The organism is Burkholderia sp. MSMB2157WGS, assembly GCF_001532755.1.
In the GTDB taxonomy this organism is placed as follows: Bacteria; Pseudomonadota; Gammaproteobacteria; order Burkholderiales; family Burkholderiaceae; genus Burkholderia.
Genome location: NZ_LPJG01000030.1, coordinates 1379948 through 1397946, shown reverse-complemented (window position 1 = coordinate 1397946; position 17999 = coordinate 1379948). Strand labels below are relative to the sequence as shown.

The 17999-nt window shown below is 67.3% G+C and carries 16 protein-coding genes; 8 read left to right on the top strand and 8 right to left on the bottom strand.

Annotated features, from left to right (window positions below; all coding sequences use genetic code 11):
- Positions 1-39: 39 nt before the first annotated feature.
- The 3 genes from WT53_RS24735 to WT53_RS24725 form a co-directional block, all read right to left on the bottom strand.
- On the bottom strand, positions 40-1509 hold the full coding sequence (locus tag WT53_RS24735) for a PepSY domain-containing protein (RefSeq protein WP_034205548.1): 1470 nt from the start codon (positions 1507-1509) through the stop codon (positions 40-42).
- 243 nt (positions 1510-1752) lie between these two features.
- Entirely contained in the window at positions 1753-2238 is a 486-nt protein-coding gene (locus WT53_RS24730; protein ID WP_034205547.1) for a hypothetical protein, read from the bottom strand.
- A 101-nt stretch (positions 2239-2339) separates the two neighbouring features.
- Positions 2340-2663: a hypothetical protein gene (locus WT53_RS24725; protein ID WP_034205546.1), complete on the bottom strand. Its 324-nt coding sequence runs from the start codon at positions 2661-2663 to the stop codon at positions 2340-2342.
- Positions 2664-3256: 593 nt separating this feature from the next.
- Between WT53_RS24725 and WT53_RS24720 the strand changes: the two genes are divergently transcribed.
- Positions 3257-3889 carry a LysE family translocator gene (locus WT53_RS24720; protein ID WP_034205545.1) on the top strand — a complete coding sequence of 211 codons (633 nt, stop codon included), beginning with the start codon at positions 3257-3259 and terminating at the stop codon, positions 3887-3889.
- A gap of 73 nt (positions 3890-3962) precedes the next feature.
- Here WT53_RS24720 and WT53_RS24715 read toward each other — a convergent pair whose 3' ends face one another.
- A complete protein-coding gene (locus WT53_RS24715) occupies positions 3963-5591 on the bottom strand; it encodes an NADP-dependent glyceraldehyde-3-phosphate dehydrogenase (protein WP_034205544.1) in 1629 nt (542 codons plus the stop codon).
- Between the two features lie 938 nt (positions 5592-6529).
- On the opposite strand from WT53_RS24715, the gene WT53_RS24705 reads away from it, so the two are divergent.
- Together WT53_RS24705 and WT53_RS24700 are read left to right on the top strand one after the other, a co-directional pair.
- Complete coding sequence (locus WT53_RS24705; RefSeq protein WP_034205542.1) at positions 6530-8659, top strand: TonB-dependent siderophore receptor; 2130 nt, start codon at positions 6530-6532, stop codon at positions 8657-8659.
- Positions 8660-8716: 57 nt separating this feature from the next.
- Positions 8717-9208, top strand: coding sequence for a hypothetical protein (locus tag WT53_RS24700; protein WP_230624828.1), 492 nt, complete (start codon positions 8717-8719; stop codon positions 9206-9208).
- A gap of 19 nt (positions 9209-9227) precedes the next feature.
- Here the strand turns inward: WT53_RS24700 and WT53_RS24695 are convergent, their stop codons facing one another.
- Positions 9228-10175, bottom strand: a complete 948-nt coding sequence (locus WT53_RS24695; protein ID WP_034205541.1) for a LysR family transcriptional regulator — start codon at positions 10173-10175, stop codon at positions 9228-9230.
- 431 nt (positions 10176-10606) lie between these two features.
- On the opposite strand from WT53_RS24695, the gene WT53_RS24690 reads away from it, so the two are divergent.
- The gene (locus WT53_RS24690; protein WP_034205540.1) at positions 10607-11635 is read left to right on the top strand and encodes a DUF1338 domain-containing protein; all 1029 of its coding nucleotides are present in this window, start codon (positions 10607-10609) and stop codon (positions 11633-11635) included.
- A gap of 244 nt (positions 11636-11879) precedes the next feature.
- Here WT53_RS24690 and WT53_RS24685 read toward each other — a convergent pair whose 3' ends face one another.
- The 3 genes from WT53_RS24685 to WT53_RS33925 form a co-directional block, all read right to left on the bottom strand.
- The gene (locus tag WT53_RS24685) at positions 11880-12077 is read right to left on the bottom strand and encodes a CsbD family protein (RefSeq protein ID WP_034205539.1); all 198 of its coding nucleotides are present in this window, start codon (positions 12075-12077) and stop codon (positions 11880-11882) included.
- Between the two features lie 53 nt (positions 12078-12130).
- Positions 12131-12481, bottom strand: a complete 351-nt coding sequence (locus WT53_RS24680) for a BON domain-containing protein (RefSeq protein WP_034205538.1) — start codon at positions 12479-12481, stop codon at positions 12131-12133.
- 69 nt (positions 12482-12550) lie between these two features.
- Positions 12551-12715 carry a hypothetical protein gene (locus WT53_RS33925; RefSeq protein ID WP_179949047.1) on the bottom strand — a complete coding sequence of 55 codons (165 nt, stop codon included), beginning with the start codon at positions 12713-12715 and terminating at the stop codon, positions 12551-12553.
- A 384-nt stretch (positions 12716-13099) separates the two neighbouring features.
- Between WT53_RS33925 and WT53_RS24675 the strand changes: the two genes are divergently transcribed.
- The 4 genes from WT53_RS24675 to WT53_RS24660 all read left to right on the top strand — a co-directional run bounded on the left by WT53_RS24675 (position 13100) and on the right by WT53_RS24660 (position 17914).
- On the top strand, positions 13100-14632 hold the full coding sequence (locus WT53_RS24675; RefSeq protein ID WP_034205537.1) for a helix-turn-helix transcriptional regulator: 1533 nt from the start codon (positions 13100-13102) through the stop codon (positions 14630-14632).
- 141 nt (positions 14633-14773) lie between these two features.
- The gene (locus WT53_RS24670) at positions 14774-14965 is read left to right on the top strand and encodes a CsbD family protein (RefSeq protein ID WP_034205536.1); all 192 of its coding nucleotides are present in this window, start codon (positions 14774-14776) and stop codon (positions 14963-14965) included.
- 421 nt (positions 14966-15386) lie between these two features.
- The gene (locus WT53_RS24665; RefSeq protein ID WP_034205535.1) at positions 15387-16538 is read left to right on the top strand and encodes a branched-chain amino acid ABC transporter substrate-binding protein; all 1152 of its coding nucleotides are present in this window, start codon (positions 15387-15389) and stop codon (positions 16536-16538) included.
- Between the two features lie 203 nt (positions 16539-16741).
- Positions 16742-17914: an FAD-binding oxidoreductase gene (locus WT53_RS24660; protein WP_034205534.1), complete on the top strand. Its 1173-nt coding sequence runs from the start codon at positions 16742-16744 to the stop codon at positions 17912-17914.
- Positions 17915-17999: the final 85 nt, after the last annotated feature.

Sequence of the window (17999 nt, the reverse complement as noted above, 5' to 3'; positions counted from 1 at the left end):
GTTTCGGTTTCCTTCGAATGGGGGAGGCGCTTGCATCGATCACGCTGCGGCCGGCGCCGCGCGGCCGAACAGCAGCCGGTCGAGCAGCCAGACCGCGACGAGCGTCAACCCCATCAGCGGGAACACGATGCCGAGCAGCACGAGCCCGGCGATCCAGCCGCGCATCGGCGGCGTGCCGCGTTCGCGCGACGGTGCGCCCAGCTTCCCGGCCGGGCGGCGTTTCCACCACATCACGGTGCCCGTGACGGCCATCGCGGCCAGCCCGAGCGACAACACTGCGCAAAGGATCTGGTTCGCGAGCCCGAAATAACGGCCCATGTGCAGCGACGTGCCGTACGACACGGCTTTCGATACCGCGCCGTAGTCGCCGTAGCGGATGTCCTTCAGGACGGCGCCGCTGTACTGGTCGACGTAGATCGTGCGTTCGGCCTTCGGGTCGGCCGGAAAGTACGACGCGGTGAACACGCCATCCGCGCCGGACGGCAACGCGAGCGTGTAGCCGCTCGTCACGCCGAGCCCGGCGACGATCGCGATCGCGCGGGCCAGCGGCAGCGGCGCGGGTGCCGGCGCCGACGGCGAATGCGGCACGGGCACGTTGCCGACCGCCCACGGCGTTTGCGGCAACGGCAGGTCGTCCATCACCATTCCCGGCATCGATTCGCCGGAATCGTGGTGATGGCCGGACGACATGGCCGGCTGCGCAGGCGTGTGCCCGGCCGTCACGGCGGCACCCGGGCGCGTCGAGCGGATCGACCCGCCGCCCCACGCGCCTTCCGGCGCACCGAGGTTCACGGTCGCGGCGAGCGCCTTGAAATTCTTGCCCCACGAGCCCGACCACGGCAGCCCCGTCAGGATGAACGCGACCGTGCCGGCCGCGAGCCAGATGCCGGCCGACGCGTGAATGCTCTTCCACAGCGGCCGGCCGCGCAGCGACAGGTCGGGCCGCAGCGCGCGCCCGACGCGGGCCGTACCGCGCGGCCACCACAGCGCGACGCCGGTGCCGATCATCACGAAGGTCCAGCAGGCGGCGAGCTCCATCAGCAACTCGCCGGTCTTGCCGAGCAGCAGCTTGCGATGCAGCATCCGGTCGATCTGCATGAAGCGGTTCTCGACGCTCAGCGTGCCGAGCACGCTGCCGTCGTACGGGTTCACGTACACGCTCTCGCGGCTGCCGTCGCGCAGCCGGAATACGTACTCGGCGCTGCGGTCCGGCGCGGTGGCGACCTGCACGGACACCGGCGTGGCGCCGGCCGGCATCGCGGTGCGTGCGCGGGCGAGCAGCGTGTCGGCATCGAGCCGCGGCGTCGCGCTCGGTTCGACGACCAGCCGGTGCGGATACAGCAGCGGTTCGATCTGCGGCTGGAAGCAGTAGAGCGTGCCCGTGATCGCGAGGATCACGAGGAACGGCATCACGAACAGGCCGGCGTAGAAATGCCAGCGCCAGAGCGTCCGGTAACCGGCGCTGGCGGAACGGGCGGGCGAGATGGCCCGATCGACGGTGGTCGACATGGTGTGAACTCCTCGGGTGCGTCGAGCGGCGCGACCGGCGCGGGCCGGCTGCGGTCGACGTGCGTCGCACCCGCATGCGTGCATCGCCGCGACAGGCGGCGCGGCACGCTGCGCAAACGGTGCGCAGGGCGGCGTCGCCCGCGCGATGCGGGCATTCGGGTGAACGCGTGAATCAGGTCAGGGCGAAACGAACGGCGTGAACGCGCATGCACGTCGACGTGCGCGCGTCACGGGGCAAAACGTTCAGCAGAACAGAGGAGGAGCGCGGGAGGGCGGGCGATCGTCGCGTATCGATCGCACGAATGGAAGACCGTCGAAGCGAATGAAGAAGCGCCGCGGCGGCGCCGCGGGAAACAGCAGCACCAGCAGCACGAACGACGCGAGCGCGGTGAACAGTGCGGCGCCGAACGCGCACAGGCTGTCGCCGTTGTCGGAGGACGCCGCCTGGTCGGCATGCGCGTCATGCTTCAGTGCATCGGCGAGTGCGCGCGCATCGTTGGCCGGTGTGATCGGCGCGCCCGCATCGAAGCGGGCGGCCAGCGCGGCGCCGGTGACGATCAGCGGGCCGCGGCCCGAACACAGCACTACCGAGCCCGCATCCGGACCGTCCGGATCGAGCATCACGGCGCCCGACATCAGCGCGCGGGACAGCAGCGTCACGAGGAGGAACCCCCACAGCCACCGTCGCGCGACGCCTGGCCGGAGCAGGAAGCGGCGAAGTGCGTTCATGGCGCGCGATTGTACCTCCGTTTACGTGGAGGGGCGCGCGTGTGCGGGGCGGGTTGAGTGGCCGCAACGGCCGTGCGCGACGCGCGGTCCGTTGCGCCGGCTCACACCGGATAGGCGTCGTCGACCTTCAGGTTCGCGAGCCGAAACAGCGTGCGCAGCGTCTGCGGATGAATGTCGCGGTGCGCGGCGAGCGACGTCAGCATGAAGTCGAGCACCTTCGCGTAGCGGAGCAGCACGAGGCAGCGCGCGAGATCGGGCGCGCGGCCGCGCATGTCTTCGGCGAGCGTGACCATTTGCGTCGACAGCGTGCGCGCCATCTCGAGTTCCATCTGCTGTTTTTCGGTCCAGTCGGGCAGCGGCTGTTCGAGCACCTTCGCGAGGAAGAGCTGGAACGACGAGTCGGACGAGTTGGGCTGCGCATCCATGAAGAGCCTCGTTGCGTGTGCGTATCGTACGGGCGTATCCGCGGACGCGCCCGAGGGTGGATTCATGTCCGCGCGGTCCCCGCGCGCGGCTTCTGCCCGAACGGAATGCAGATTCCGTACCAGCGCCGCCGGACGATTGTTGAGCAATGTTGAGCCGCGCTCCGCCGTCGGTCGGCGAGTCCCGCCGGGACTGGATCGCGCAGGCGGTCGAGGAGGGTGTCTACGGGCGCGAGGTGCGCCGCGTCGGGCGCCCGACCCGGCGTGACGACGCGAAATGCTTCACGGATGTAACGTAACGCGGGCCTCGGGCGCGTCGCGCGTTTGCGCCGGCGAACGGCCGGAACGACGCGTGCCGCGTGGTCCGGCCGCGCCCGCCGTGCGTCCGCCGACGGAAAACGGCTGCGCGGAACGTGCGCTGTCGCATCGCGCGGACCGGCGGCGAGCACGCCGGTTGTTTCAAAACAGAGACGGTCCGGCGGCGGCCGATCGGTTGCGTGGTCATCCAACTGGCCCAGCGATCGGCCGCACAATTGTCCATGGGCAGACGGCGCGGGTTTGCCAACAATCTCCGAATCGTCCCCGCGAGATACGACATGAGCGCCCATACCTTCTTCTCGGCCAACCTGCTGCTTGCCTACACGGCCTATTTCATCGGCACGGCCAGCCCCGGGCCGAGCAATCTCGCGATCATGTCGGTCGCCGCGACCCAGGGCCGCAAGGCGGCGCTCGCGTTCGCGCTTGGCGTGATTTCGGGGTCGATGTTCTGGGCGACGATCGCGGCGCTCGGCATATCGGCCGCGCTGCTCGCGTGGTCGAAGCTGCTGGTCGCGATCAAGGTCTTCGGCGGGCTGTACCTGCTGTGGCTCGCGTTCAAGTCGGCGCGCACGGCGCTGTCGGGGCCGCCGGCGGCATCGGCGAGCGAGGCCCGCGAGCAGCGGCTGTCGCGCTTCTACGTGCGCGGCGCGATGCTGCACCTGACCAATCCGAAGGCGATTCTCGTGTGGGTGTCGATCGTCGCGCTGTCGTCGAACGGCGCGGGCGGCGCGCACGGCGCCGTCGTCCCGGGCTGCCTCGCGATCGGCTGCATGGTGTTCGGCGGCTATGCGCTGGTGTTCTCGATGGACGGTGCGCGGCGGCTGTACGTGCGCGGCCGTCGCGCGATGGAAGCGTGCCTGGCCGTGGTGTTCGGCGTCGCGGGCATTCGGCTGCTGGCGACGAACGTCTAGCAGCGCGACGCATGCCGGAAGCGCCCCGCCGCAGCGGCGTGCGACGGGGGCCCAGGCATCGACCGGGACGGCTTCAGAAAATGAAGCCGGTATTGATGAACTTCGAGTAGTGATCCGACACGATCGAGTCGAGCAGTTGCTTGCTGCCGTCGGTCTGCTTCGCCGCGACCATCGAGCGGATCGAGAACGCGCGCAGCGCATCGCTCACCGACAGCGTGCCTTCGGCCGAATCCTTGCGTCCCGCGAACGGGAACACGTCGGGCCCGCGCTGGCACTGGCAATTGATGTTCACTCGGCACACCTGGTTCACGAGCGGATCGACGAGCGCGCCGATCTGCGCCGGATCGGAACCGAAGATGCTGACCTGCTGGCCGTGATCCGACGTCGTCACGTAGTCGAGCGCGGTTTCCACGTCGTCGAACGGTGCGACCGGAATGATCGGCCCGAATTGCTCCTCGCGGTACAGCTTCATCCCTTCGGACACCGGATACACGACGGCCGGATAGAACAGCGTCTTGCTGAATTCCCCGCCCGAACGATTGACGACCTGCGCGCCCTTCGCCTTCGCGTCGTCGATCGCGTCGGTCATGTACGCGGTGCGATGCATGCCGGGCAGCGGCGTGATGCTGACGCCTTTTTCCCACGGCATGCCGATCTTCAGCTGTTCGAGCGCGGCGGTGAAGCGCTTCAGGAATTCGTCGACGATCGAGCGATGCACGAGCAGCATCTTCAGCGCGGTACAGCGCTGGCCGTTGAACGACAGCGCGCCGAGCAGGCACTCCTTCACGGTGAGGTCGAGATCGGCGTCGGGCAGCACGATCGCCGCATTCTTCGCGTCGAGGCCGAGGATCGCGCGCAGCCGGTGCGACTTCGGGTGCTGCTTCTTCAGGTGATCGGCCACCTTGCTCGACCCGATCAGCGCGAGCACGTTGATCTTGCCCGACGCGAGCATGTGCGGCACGACCACCGCGCCCGGCGCGTAGATCGTGTTGATCACGCCCTTCGGGAACGCGTCGCGGAACGCCTCGAGCAGCGGCTCGAACAGCAGCGTGCCGTACTGCGGCGGCTTGAACACCACGGTGTTGCCCATCAGCAGCGCCGGAATCAGCGTCGCGAACGTCTCGTTCAACGGATAGTTGTACGGGCCCATGCACAGCACGACGCCCAGCGGCGTGCGGCGGATCTGGCCGATCGTGCCTTCCGCGATCACGAAGCGCGAGTTCGCGTTGTCGAGCTCCTTCAGCGCATCGATCGTCTGCGTCATGTAGGTGACGGTGCGGTCGAATTCCTTCTGCGAATCGGCGAGGCTCTTGCCGATCTCCCACATGATCAGGTTCACGACCAGCTCGCGCTGCGCAACCATCCGCTTGATGAAGTCCTGCATGCATGCAATGCGCTGCTCGACCTTCATCGTCGGCCACTCGCCGCGGCCCGCGTCGTACGCGCGCACCGCGGCATCGAGCGCCGCGTCGCTTTCCGTCTCGCCCATCACCGGATAGCTGCCGATTTCCATCTGCTCGACGCTGCCGTCCGCCTGGCGCACGCACACCGGGGACAGCACGGTCTTGGTTGCGCCGTCCCACGGCCGCAGTTCGCCGTCGACGAGCGACACGCGCTGGTGAATCGGCGAAGCCAGCCGGAATTCGGCGGGGATGTCCTGTAAGGCGGGAAACAGGTGCTGCAGGGAGGCGGAATCGGGCATGACGGTCTCGTTTGACGGGGTGTCCGGGAAGGACGGGCGATGCGAATCCTGAACTGAACGGTCCTCGATCCTGAATCGGCATCATGACGCGCCCGCGACGGCACGTCACGCGCGAATAGCGTCGATTCAGCGAATGGAACCAGTTCCATTTAAAAGGAACGCCGCAACGAATGCAACATGGGGGCAAGCGCGCCACAATGACCGTAAGCATTCGGAAAGAATGTGTCCAAATCCCCGGTATAACGGCCGCGGTGCAAGCGCAAACGTTTTACTTGGGCCGAATTGAGCGGATAATGGCGCAGCGCGGCGAGGAAAAAAATGCAGTGAGCCTGAGAGCAGACGTAGTGAAGAACGGACGAAGATCCGCTGCGCTGCCGATACGAGGTCGGCTGCCCGGAGCGCCGGGTCGGGGTTGCCCGGTCCGGCGCGCACCGGACCGTTGCATCCACCCCGTCTGCTTGACCCGATCCTTCGTGATCCTCTCCAGTTTCTCCGTCGTCGTATCCCGACTCCCGCCTGTTATCGATCGTTGCCGCATGAGGCGGCCGATTCTAATCTTTCGTTTGCATTACGAATCAAGCCACTCGATGACCCAAAACAGAAAGGTATTCGTCAGAAATGCAGAGCGCCATGCGCGCTTGCGTTGCGGACAGGCGACACGGTGAAAATTAACTAAAAACACGAATCATTCTCGTTTATTATTTCGCCGCATTACGAGCCGTGACGGGATGTCACGGCTTTTTTCGTGCCGGCGGCGCCGGCCGGCAGCGATCCGCGCCGGCCGTTCGCCACCCGGCCTGCGCGACGGGGCGATCCTCCACGCGCATCGTCGTTTTCGCGAAAAGGGCTTGGCCGCTTCGCCGCGCGATGTGCGCGCGGGCCGGCGCGTTCTCGTTCGCCGTTTTCTTCACCACCTTCTACGTTCACGAACGTTCACGATGAAACTCAACACGAGCGCGTGCCATGCGCTTCTGATCGTCACGTCGCTGGCCGGCGCCCGCACTTCGTTTGCGCAGGCGGCCGACACCGCGGCGACCCTGCCCGCGATTTCCGTCAACGCGGCCGCCGAGCATGCGTCGTACGACGGCGGCCATTCGCGCGCGGCGACCAAGACCGACATGTCGCTGATGGACGTGCCGCAGACGGTGAACGTCGTGCCGCACGCGGTGATCGAGGATCAGAACGCGACGTCGCTGCAGGACGCACTGCGCAACGTGCCGGGCGTCGGCTTCTCGGTCGGCGACGGCCAGCGCGACCAGATCACGATCCGCGGCTTCAACAGCATCACGGACCAGTACGTCGACGGCATTCGCGACGATGCGCTGTACTACCGCGACCTGTCGAACGTCGAGCGTGTCGAGGTGCTGAAGGGGCCGGCGGCCGTGCTGTACGGGCGCGGCTCGGCGGGCGGCATCGTGAACCGCGTGCTGAAGCGGCCGCAGGCGACGCCGGTGAACGACGTGGGCGTGACGCTCGGCACGCGCGGCGAGCGGCGCGGCGAATTCGACCTCGGCTGGAACCCGAACGACGCGGCGCGCTTCCGCGTGACCGGCGCGGCCGAGAATTCGAACAGCTTCCGCGACCAGTTCCAGCTCAACCGGCAGGCGATCGCGCCGTCCGCGCAGTTCAAGCTCGACCGCGACACGGTGCTGAACGTCGAATTCGACTACCTGCACGACCGCCGCACGTCCGATCAGGGCCTGCCCGCGTATCGCGGCCGGCCGGTCGACGTGCCGATCAACACGTACTACGGGTCGGCCGACGGGGGGAACAGTTCTTACAACGACGTCTCCGCGAAGAGCGCGACGGTGTCGCTCGATCACCGCTTCGACGATTCGCTGTCGTTCCACGGCGCGATCCGCGCGTACGACTTCTCGCTCGAGCGGAAGAACTACGTGACGTACGAGCCGATCAAGACGGCCGCGCACCCGGTCGTCACGCTCGACCAGTCGACGCGCCAGCGCACCGATCACGGCATCGACGGGCTGTTCGAGCTCACGCAGAAGACGTCGCTGTTCGGCATGCGTCACGAGCTGCTGTACGGGCTCGAGCTGTCGCAGCAGCAGAAGTTCGACACGATCTACGGCGTGACGAAGGTCGCGACCTACGATCTCTTCGATCCGCAGCCGGTCGTGCTGCCCGGCGTGCCGACCGGCGTGCGCGCGAAGACGAACGCGTCGACCGTCGTCGGGCTCGCGGGCGTCTACGCGCAGGATCTGATCTCGCTGACCGAACACTGGAAGGTGCTCGCGGGCCTGCGCTTCGACTACCTGAACCAGACCCGCCACGACTACACGTCGTCGAACGTCAATCTCGAGCGCACCGATCATGCGTGGAGCCCGCGCGTCGGCCTGATCTACGAACCGCTCGACTGGCTCACGCTGTACGGATCGTTCAGCCAGTCGTTCTCGCCGCTGGCCGACACGCTGATCAGCTCCGGCGCGTTCTCGAACGGCGCCGCGCTCGCGCCGCAGAAGACCACCGCGTATGAGGTCGGCTCGCGCTTCGACCTCGGCGGCAAGGCCACGGCCAGCGTCGCGCTGTTCGACATGCGCCAGACCAACCAGCAGATCGGCGACCCGGCGAATCCCGGCTATGCGCTGCCGATCGGCACGCAGCACGTGCGCGGGATGGAACTCGGCTTCACCGGCGAGATCGCGCCGAAGTGGTCGGTGTATGCGGGTTACGCGTACCTGAACGGCACGGTGGACGGATCCGCGCAGTCGACGGCGGCCGGCCTCGCAGTGTCGAGCAACACGCCGGGGCTGATGCCGCGGCACAGCGCGAGCCTGTGGCTCAAGCGCGAGCTGCCGTACGGCTTCTATGCGGCGGCCGGCATGCAGTTCCAGTCGGCGCGCTACACGTCGGCGAGCGATCTCGTCACGCTGCCGTCGTTCACGGTGTTCAACCTGGGCGCCGGCTATCGGAGCAAGAAGGTCGACGTGACGCTTACGCTCGACAACCTGTTCAATCGCCGCTACTTCATCGCCGCGCACGGCAACGCGGACCTGTACAACATGCCGGGCGATCCGCGCACGCTGACCGCCACGGTGAAGTGGCACATGTAACGCACGCGGTGCGCGACAATGCGGGTCTTCGTCACGACGACCCGCACCCGACTGCCCATGATCCGCCCCGTGCTCGATGTGTCCAGCATGACCGGCCGCGCCCGCGCGCTGCTTTTATCGTTGCTGGCGTGCGGCCCGCTCGCGGCCGGTGCGCAGACGATCCCCGCGGATGCCGAGCCGGGTTGCCGGGCGGCGCATCTCGACCGGACGATCACGCTGTCGGGGCAATACGCGCTCGATTACGGCGACGAATCGCTCGGGTCGGACGTATGGTTCGAAGAGGACGACGCGTCTGAGCGGCGCTTGCCCGATCGCTCGCAACGCGCGGGCGTGATCGTTTTCACGAATCAACACGAGGCGAGACGCGGGCTGCGGCTGCCTGCCGCGCAACCGCGCGGCGTGTGCCGGTTCGACGGGCGCGCGACGCTCGTGATCCGCGATCTGGAGACGGCGTGCCCGGGGCTGGAAACGCCCGATCGTGCGCGGCTGGTGAAGGTCGTGGCGGCCGACGCGCCGGCGCGGCATGCTTGCGGCGCCATCGCGCGATGACGCCGGCGCGACGGCGCCGTTACTCGACGTCCTCGTCCTCTTCGTCATCGGCGGCGGGTGCGTCGCGCTCGGGCGCCGCATACGCGCTCGCCTGTTCGAGCAGCCAGCTGCGGAACGATTCCAGCGGCTTGCTGTGGCTGAACTCGGTCGGATACACGAGGTAGTACGCCGAATCGCCGACGGTTGCCGCATCGCACGGCACGACGAGGCCGAGCTGCTGCAACTGTTCCTCGACGAAGAACTTCGGCACGAGCGCGACGCCGAGCCCGGCCGCGGCCGCGCTGATCAGCATCGTATGCAGTTCGTAGCGCACGCCCTGCATCGTGCGGATGTCCTCGACGCCGTGCGTCTCGAACCACTGCGCCCATGCGCCGGGGCGCGTCGTCGAGTGCAGCAGCGGATACGCGAGCAGATCCTCGACGCGCTCGACCGGCCCGTCCAGCAGCGCCGGCGAGCAGATCGGCACGACTTCCTCGCCGAACAGGTAGTCGGACGACGTGCCGGGCCAGGTCGGCTTGCCGTAGTGGATCGCGGCTTCGAAGTGCGTGTCCTCGAACGAGAACAGGTCGGTGCGGCTGCCCATGTTCACGCGCACGTCGGGCGTGCGGTCGTAGAAGCTCTTGATGCGCGGGATCAGCCAGTGCGACGCGAAGGTCGGCAGCACCGCGAGCTCGAGGTAACCGCCGCCGCTGCCGTGCGCGATGATCGACAGCGTGTCGCGGTCGAGCGTTTCCAGCGCGCGCCGTACTTGCGTGCCGTACAGCTTGCCGGCCCGCGTCAGCACGACGCGCTGCTTCACGCGCGCGAACAGCCGCACACCGAGGCTCGCCTCCAGCGTCGCGATCTGCCGCGACACCGCGCTTTCGGTCAGGAACAGTTCCTTGGCCGCGTGCGTGAAGCTCTCGTGGCGAGCGGCGGCTTCGAAAGCCACGAGCGCGCCCATGTTGGGGATCTTGAATTTGCGCATGATGTCTGGGTCTGTCTGGATAGGGAGCACGCACCCGAAATTAAAAAATCATTCCACGGGAATGCCCGACATCTCCCGTAGGGCGGCGTCGCTCGTCGCTTGTCTGGCGCGACCAAACGGCGTTCCTCGCTCCTTGCCCTGCGCCCTAAGGACGCCCCTTGGGATGAGCGATGTCGGGCACGCGCACGTGTGTTCCCTCTCCAAACGGACCCTGAATTCCTCTGATAAAAAGGGCCGCCGCACGAGGGCGAAAGGCAGGCGAAGAACGGCTGATCATTCCAAAAACTCATCACGTATCAATTTAATCTCGCTTTACGCCCCGCTGCAACCCTTTGAATAATGCTTCCCGTGCAAGGCCAGGCGCCCGCAGGGCGGCCGGCCGACGAATGGCCGGCACGTTTGCCGGCGGGTCCCCCGAGACGAGAATCCTGATGCGCAATCCGAATATCGACAGCTTGCTGACGAAGCTGCTGGGACAGGCGAAGACCGACGCCCTGTTCTCGACCCTGAACATGCCGGCCATCCTCGAAGAATGGGAAGACGGCGTCGTGACGCGCGCGGAAATCGCGCAGGCGATGAACATGGCGCTGTTCGAAGGGCTGCTCGAGCGTTCGGCGAACGGCCGCGCGTACACGGCCGACACGATCGAGCGCGGCGGTTCGGTCTATTTCGACCACGGCGCGCTGCGCACGGTGCGCTGGCCGCACACGGGCGCGCTGCCGCCGGGCGAGGCCGCGTTCACGCGCATCCTGCGTCCGCTCGGCTTCCGCCTGAACGGCCGTTACCCGCTCGACAAGCTCGGCATGACTGGCCGGGCGTACGCGCATGAGGACGCGCCGGACGAAATCGCGCAGTTCTTCGTCAGCGAGCTGCATCCGGAGCGCTTCTCGAAGGAATTCCAGCAGGCCGTGACGAATGTCGTCAGCTCGTCGCGCGACCCGTTGTCGCCGGCGGCCGTCGCGCTGCTGTGGGAAGTCGAGCGCGAAGGCTGGCTGTCGCTGGACGACGCGCACGCGTTGCTGCCGGAAATCGTCGGCGCGTTCGCGCGCCAGCACGACCTGCCGAACGAGCTCGACTATGAAACGCTGCTGATGGAATCGGCGGAAATGGCGTGGATCGCGACCGAAGGCAACGCGTTCAACCACGCGACCGACCGCGTCGCCGACGTGTTCAAGCTGGCCGACGACGAGAAGGCGAAGGGTCGGCCGATGAAGCCGGAAGTCGAACGCTCGCGCTCGGGCCGCGTGTTCCAGACCGCCTATCGCGCGGATACCGTCGAACGCGAGTTCCGCACCCGCGACGGCGGCACGGTGAAACGCAACGTGCCGGGTTCGTTCTACGAGTTCATCACGCGCAAGCGCACGTTCGACCAGACGGCGCGCCGCTGGGTGACCGACCTGCGCTTCGACGCGGGCAACGCACAGGGCATCTTCAAGATGACGGCGAACGCGGCGAAGTAAGCGCGACGCGTCGCGCGCCGCATGCAAAAGCAGACGGGCCGGCGGCTGGTTTCAGCCGTCGGCCCGTTTTTCGTTCGTCGACGGGGCGTCGCGTGCGTCAGAAGAGGTGCGTGACCAGATAAAACAGCACCAGCAGCCCGATCGGCACGCCGAGCAGCCATGCGATCAGATATTTGCCCATGTCGTTGTCCTCCTCGTGGCCGCGACGCGGCGTGCGTCGCGGCGGGGTGAGACGACTGGCGCGTTACAGCTCGCGGTCGAATTCCTTCAACTGCTTCTCGGCTTCGTCGCGGGCAATGCCGTAACGCTCCTGGATCTTGCCGGCCAGATAATCGCGATTGCCTTCCGCGACCGCGAGATCGTCGTCGGTCAGCTTGCCCCACTTGGCCTTCAGCTTGCCCGTGAGCTGCTTCCACTGGCCCTTGATCTTGTCTTCGTTCATGGTGTGCTCCTTTCGTAAGGGGAGAAAAGTGCGGCACGCGGCCGCGTGATAGTTCAGGCCTTCGCCTTCAGGCCCGATGCGTCGACGTGCTTCACGCCCTTGATGGCGCGCGTCACGGCGACGGCCTTCTTCACGGCGACCTTCGTCGGCAACACGCCCGTGAGCGTGACGACGCCGTCCACCGTCTTCACGCTGATGTCGGTGCTCTTCACGCCATCGGTGGTCGCGAGTTCACTCTTCACCTTGGTCGTGATCCATGTGTCGGTCACCGGCTGGCTCGATTCGGTCGCCATGCCGCTGTCGGTCGACGAGGCCTGGGCGTGCGCGTTCGTGAGCGGGGCAGCGGAAAGCAGGAACGCCGCGCTGACGGCGAGCAGTGTCGAAAGGTGCGAGGTCTTGTTCATTGATGTTCTCCTTCGATTGGCGAGTGAAGCAACGGGTGAGCACGGATCGTTCCCGCGCGTTGCCGGGCCTCAGCGGGCGATCGGCGTGTCGTAGCCGGGCTCGCGCGGCGGCATGTCGGGCCGCGGCACGTCGGGCGGCAGCGGTACCGGCGGGTCGGTGCCGGGCGCCGGTTCGGGCGGATTGTCCGGGGGCGGTTCGGGCCGCGTCGGATCGGGTGTCTGATGCAGTTTCATCCAGATGTCCTCCTCTGCGGTATGAAAGGGCAGCGCATGGAGCGCCGATGCAGTACCAGCGTACCGGCGCGAACGCGAGCGGACATCGCGCAAATTCACCTGATCGGCTAGTGCGTTTGCACCGGGGACGGAACGCAGCGGTGGAGCACGCGCGTGCACCATGTCCCGCGCAACGCCGCCGGACGGGTGCGCGGGCCGCGCCGCGACGTTCGGCGGGGCACCGCACGATCGCGAGCGGCGTGCGAATGTACTATTCGAGATAGTGCATCCGCGCCTGTCGGGCCGTTGCGCGGCAGGCGATCATCGCCGCACGCGCCGGCCGGGGCGTGCCACCGCAACGGGCGCTCGGCCGACGCCCGTATCGACGACAGGGACAACGATTCGATGAACGAACAAGTAGACGAACAGGCGCTCAAGTCGCATACCGACCGGCGTCAACTGCACCAGATCATCGCCGGGCTCACCGAGGGCGTGATCCTGATCGAGCCCGACCAGCGGATCGTCTGGGCGAACGAGGCCGCGCTCGCGATGCACGGTGTGACCGAGCTGAAGGCGCTCGGCGCGGACGTCACCGAATACCGCGAGCGATTCCGGCTGCGCTACCGGAACAACCATCCGGTGCGCGACGGCCACTATCCGATGGATCGCGTGATCGCCGGCGAGGAGTTCAGCGACGTGACGGTCGAGGTCGAATCGGCGGCCGACGAGTCGGTGAGCTGGGTTCACCGCATCCGCAGCCTGGTGCTGACGAACGCGGCCGGCGCACCCGATTGCCTCGCGCTCGTGCTGCACGACGCGACCGAATGGGCGAGCGCCGAGGAGCGCTTCGAGCGCACCTTCAACGCGAATCCGGCGCCGGCCGTGATCTGCCGGCTCGACGACTTGCGCTACGTGAAGGTCAACCAGGGCTTTCTCGACATGACGGGGTACGCGCGCGACGACGTGCTCGGCCGTTCGGTGTACGAGATCGACGTGCTCGAACAGGCCGAGCGGCGCGAGCTCGCGATCGAGCGGCTCGGCGAAGGCGCGACGATCCCGCAGATGGAAGCCGTGCTGAAGCTTGCCGACGGCAACACCAAGGCGGTGGTCGTCGCCGGGCAGCCGATCGACATGAACGGCGAGGCGTGCATGCTGTTCACGTTCATGGATCTCGAGCCGCGCAAGCAGGCCGAGCGCGCGCTGATGCAAAGCGAGGAGCGCTTCGCGACGGCATTCCGGATGGCGCCGGTCGCGACCGCGATCGTCACGGCCGACCGTTTCGAGCTGCTCGACGTGAACGACGCGTTTGCCGCGCTGACGGGCCACGCGCAAGGCGACCTGCTCGGCAAGTCCGCCGACGAGATCGGGCTGTGGGCCGAGCGCGGCGTGTGGTCGCGCGTCGAAGGTCGGCTCGCGCGCGACGGCAACGTGCGCAACGCCGACGTGCAGATCCGCACGCGCGACGGCGACGTGCGCGATTGCGTCGTGTCGGCGGACCCCGTCGCGATCCACGGGCGCGACTGCCTGCTCGTCGCGCTGCTCGACATCAGCGACCGCAAGCGGACCGAGATGGAGCTCGTCTATGCGATCGAGACCGCGATGCAGGATGCGTCGTGGTTCAGCCGCACGCTGATCGAGAAGCTCGCGAACGTGCGGCGCGCGAATGCGCCGGATGCGGGCGCGCAGCTGTCCGACCTGACCGCGCGCGAGCGCGACGTGTTCGACCTGCTGTGCCACGGCCTGGCCGACAAGGAGATCGCCGGCCGCCTCGGGCTTGCGCCGAACACCGTGCGCAATCACGTCGCGACGATCTACGCGAAGCTCGACGTGCATAGCCGCGGCGAGGCGATCGTCTGGGCGCGCGAGCGCGGGATCGTCGGCGCGGCTGAGGCGAACGGCGCGCGCGGCGACAAGGGCGGTGCGAAGGGCAAGGACTGACCGCGGCGGTACGAATGCACCAGGCGCACTGGTGCATCCGCATCTGCCGCCCGCGGCGCCGGCTTGCGATCCTGTCCACTCGGCGGCGCCGCGCAGGGGCGCGGCATCGCCGGCTTTCCTCAACCATCGCAGGAGACGACCATGGACAGGAATCGCATCGAGGGCAAGCTCAAACAGGTCAAGGGTTCGGTCAAGGAAGCACTCGGCAAGGTGACGGGCGACCGCGAGACCGAAGCGGAAGGCGTGGCCGAACAGCAGGCCGGCAAGCTTCAGGAAAAGGCCGGCGAGGCCGCCGACGCGGCGCGCAGCCACAAGGGCACCGACCGGCACTGATCGATGACGCGGCGCCTTGCCAGCGTCGCGAAGGCCGGCCGGGCCCGCGTCGCAACGATGATGCGTTGCCTGCATGACCATGGCCGACCTTGATCCAGCGGCGCGGCCGCCCTTCGCCATGGAAGGCTTCCCTGCACGGTCCACCGACGCGCGGGCCGTGGATCGGCCGCGACTACGGAACTTGATGACAAATCCTCACAACATAGTTCCGATATTTCGTTTGCTGCACGGGTATTGGCTACCCACAATCCCTTCACCTCTTACGCGATGAAAGGCTCTTCGGAGACGGAGCCGCGGTAATCGTCCGCCCGGATTGGCGCGTGGCACGCGCCCTGGCACGCAAACGCATCACCGGCGCGCAGGAGGTTGCCGGCGCGCGACCCTCGCGCGTTGCATCCCGACCCCCAGAAGAAGGACTGCCATGACGTTCCGCATTCGTTCGCTTTCCGGCGTTGCGCTGACCGCCGCGCTTCTCGCGTTCCAGACGGGCGCGGCCCAGGCGCAGGAGACGATCGTCAAGGTCGGCGTGGCCGGCCCGCTCACGGGCGGCGGCGCCGCATACGGCAAGGACATCGAGAACGGCGTGCGCATGGCGGTCGACGAAGCGAATGCCGCGCACACGACCGTCGGCGGCAAGCCGGTGAAATTCGTCATCGCGTCGCAGGACGACCAGAGCGATCCGCGCACCGGCGTGCAGGCCGCGCAGCAGCTCGCCGACGCGCAGGTGGCCGTCGTGATCGGCCACTTCAATTCGGGCACGACGCTGCCCGCGTCGAAGATCTACGCGAAGGCCGGCATTCCGATGATCACGCCGTCGGCGACCAATCCCGACATCACGCGCGCCGGGCTCGATACCGTGTACCGCGTGATCGCGACCGACACGCAGAACGCCGGCAACGCCGGTGCGTATGCGGCGAGCGTGACGAAGGCGAAGCGCATCGCGATCATCGACGATCGCACCGCGTTCGGCCAGGGCGAAGCCGACGAGTTCGAGAAGGCCGTGAAGGCGAACGGCGGCACGATCGTCGCGCGCGAATTCACGAACGACAAGGCCGTCGACTTCAGCGCGCAGCTCACGAAGATCAAGAGCACGAATGCCGACCTCGTGTTCTTCGGCGGCCTCGACGCGCAGGCCGCGATGCTCGTGAAGCGCATGCGCCAGCTCGGCATTCGCGCGCAGTTCCTCGCGGGCGGCGGCGTGATGAACGCGAACTTCATCCGGCTGGCCGGTAACGCGGCCGAAGGCGCGGCGGTGTGGGAGTACGGGCAGCCGCTGTCGCGTCTCGCGAAGGGCAAGCTGTTCGAAACGAAATTCAAGCAGAAGTACGGCGTCGACATGCTCGCGTATGCGCCGTTCGCGTACGACGCGACGTGGATCGCGATCAACGCGATGCAGAAGGCGAACTCGACGAAGCCGGCCGATTTCAACGGTGCGCTGAAGGGCACGCGCTATGACGGCATCACAGGCACGATCGCATTCACGAACACGGGCGACCTGAAGAGCCCGAGCTCGACGCTGTATGAAGTGAAGAACGCCGCGTGGCAGCCCGTCACGACGAAATCGGCGGACTGAACGCAACACGGGCGAGCGGGCTTTCGCGGCGATGCCGGACGTGCTGAAATAGCCGGAGCGATCGTCGACGAAGCCTGCCCGCGCGACGCCGCGCGAGGCGCGGCACGAACCAGCCACGGGCGCGGCCGGCCGGCGGAGGCCGGCGCCAAGCCCGTCATCAGCGTGAGCGGCCCCAAGCCTTTTACGTGCAACCGGAGTCAGTCGTGAGTTCTCAAGTCGTCATCGTCGGCGGTGGTGTGATCGGCAGCTCGATCGCGTATTTCCTGCGCGCCACCGATCCCACGGTCGCCGTGACCGTCATCGAACGCGATCCCACCTATGCGAGATCGTCGTCGGCGCTGTCGGCCGCGTCGATTCGCCAGCAGTTCTCCACGCCGCTGTCGATCGAGATGTCGCTGTTCGGCATCGACTTCCTGCGCACGATCGGCGAACGGCTCGAAGTGGACGGCAACCGGCCGTCGATCGATCTGCACGAAGGCGGTTACCTGTTCCTCGCGACGCCGGCCGGCGACGCGACGCTGCGCGAGAACCATGCGCTGCAGACGCGCCTCGGCGCCGATATCCGGCTGATGGACGGCGCCGCGCTGCGCGCGAAGTTTCCGTGGCTCAACGTCGACGATCTCGTGTCGGGCGCGTACGGCGTGAGCGGCGAAGGCTGGTTCGACGGCTACGGGCTCGTGCAGGCGCTGCGCAAGAAGGCGCAGGCGCTCGGCGCGCGCTACGTGGCCGCCGACGTGAAGGACGTCGTGCGCGACGGCCGCAGGATCGCGCATGTCGTGACGGGCGACGGCGAGCGCTACGCATGCGACACGCTGGTCAACGCGGCCGGCGCGTGGACGCGCGCGCTGTCGTCGATGATGGGCATCGACATTCCCGTGTATGCGCGGCGGCGCAGCATCTTCAACGTATCGTCGCCGGCGAAGCTCGCCGATTGCCCGCTGCTGATCGACCCGACCGGCGTGTATTTCCGGCCGGAAGGGCGGACGTATATCTGCGGCACGTCGCCGAGCCCGGATCGCGACCCGGACGACCTGCCGCTCGACGAAGTCGATCACGCGCTGTTCGACGACGTGATCTGGCCGACGCTCGCGCACCGCGTGCCGGAATTCGAGGCGCTGCGCGTCGAGAATTGCTGGTCCGGTTACTACGAGTACAACGTGTTCGATCACAACGCGATCATCGGCTACCACCCCGAACTCGACAACGTCGTGTTCGCGAACGGCTACAGCGGCCACGGGCTGCAGCAAGGGCCGGCGACCGGGCGTGGCGTCAGCGAACTCATTCTGGGCGGGCGTTACGACACGCTCGACCTGTCGTCGCTCGGCTGGGCGCGCGTGCTCGAAAACCGGCCGATCGTCGAAAAGAACGTCGTGTAGCGCGGCGTGACCGCCCGGTATGGGGTGGGCGGGATTCTCCTTGTGTCTCAAACCCGTTGGCCCGACTCCGTCGGGCCTTTTTTCA

Excerpts from the sequence above, each read along its gene's own strand:
- WT53_RS24680 (WP_034205538.1), bottom strand. The coding sequence starts at position 12,481 with ATGAACAAGACCTCGCACCTTTCGACACTGCTCGCCGTCAGCGCGGCG.
- WT53_RS24690 (WP_034205540.1), top strand. The coding sequence starts at position 10,607 with ATGCGCAATCCGAATATCGACAGCTTGCTGACGAAGCTGCTGGGACAG.
- WT53_RS24675 (WP_034205537.1), top strand. The coding sequence starts at position 13,100 with ATGAACGAACAAGTAGACGAACAGGCGCTCAAGTCGCATACCGACCGG.
- WT53_RS24695 (WP_034205541.1), bottom strand. The coding sequence starts at position 10,175 with ATGCGCAAATTCAAGATCCCCAACATGGGCGCGCTCGTGGCTTTCGAA.
- WT53_RS24670 (WP_034205536.1), top strand. The coding sequence starts at position 14,774 with ATGGACAGGAATCGCATCGAGGGCAAGCTCAAACAGGTCAAGGGTTCG.
- WT53_RS24700 (WP_230624828.1), top strand. The coding sequence starts at position 8,717 with ATGATCCGCCCCGTGCTCGATGTGTCCAGCATGACCGGCCGCGCCCGC.
- WT53_RS24730 (WP_034205547.1), bottom strand. The coding sequence starts at position 2,238 with ATGAACGCACTTCGCCGCTTCCTGCTCCGGCCAGGCGTCGCGCGACGG.
- WT53_RS24665 (WP_034205535.1), top strand. The coding sequence starts at position 15,387 with ATGACGTTCCGCATTCGTTCGCTTTCCGGCGTTGCGCTGACCGCCGCG.
- WT53_RS24735 (WP_034205548.1), bottom strand. The coding sequence starts at position 1,509 with ATGTCGACCACCGTCGATCGGGCCATCTCGCCCGCCCGTTCCGCCAGC.
- WT53_RS24685 (WP_034205539.1), bottom strand. The coding sequence starts at position 12,077 with ATGAACGAAGACAAGATCAAGGGCCAGTGGAAGCAGCTCACGGGCAAG.
- WT53_RS24720 (WP_034205545.1), top strand. The coding sequence starts at position 3,257 with ATGAGCGCCCATACCTTCTTCTCGGCCAACCTGCTGCTTGCCTACACG.
- WT53_RS24725 (WP_034205546.1), bottom strand. The coding sequence starts at position 2,663 with ATGGATGCGCAGCCCAACTCGTCCGACTCGTCGTTCCAGCTCTTCCTC.
- WT53_RS24705 (WP_034205542.1), top strand. The coding sequence starts at position 6,530 with ATGAAACTCAACACGAGCGCGTGCCATGCGCTTCTGATCGTCACGTCG.
- WT53_RS24715 (WP_034205544.1), bottom strand. The coding sequence starts at position 5,591 with ATGCCCGATTCCGCCTCCCTGCAGCACCTGTTTCCCGCCTTACAGGAC.
- WT53_RS33925 (WP_179949047.1), bottom strand. The coding sequence starts at position 12,715 with ATGAAACTGCATCAGACACCCGATCCGACGCGGCCCGAACCGCCCCCG.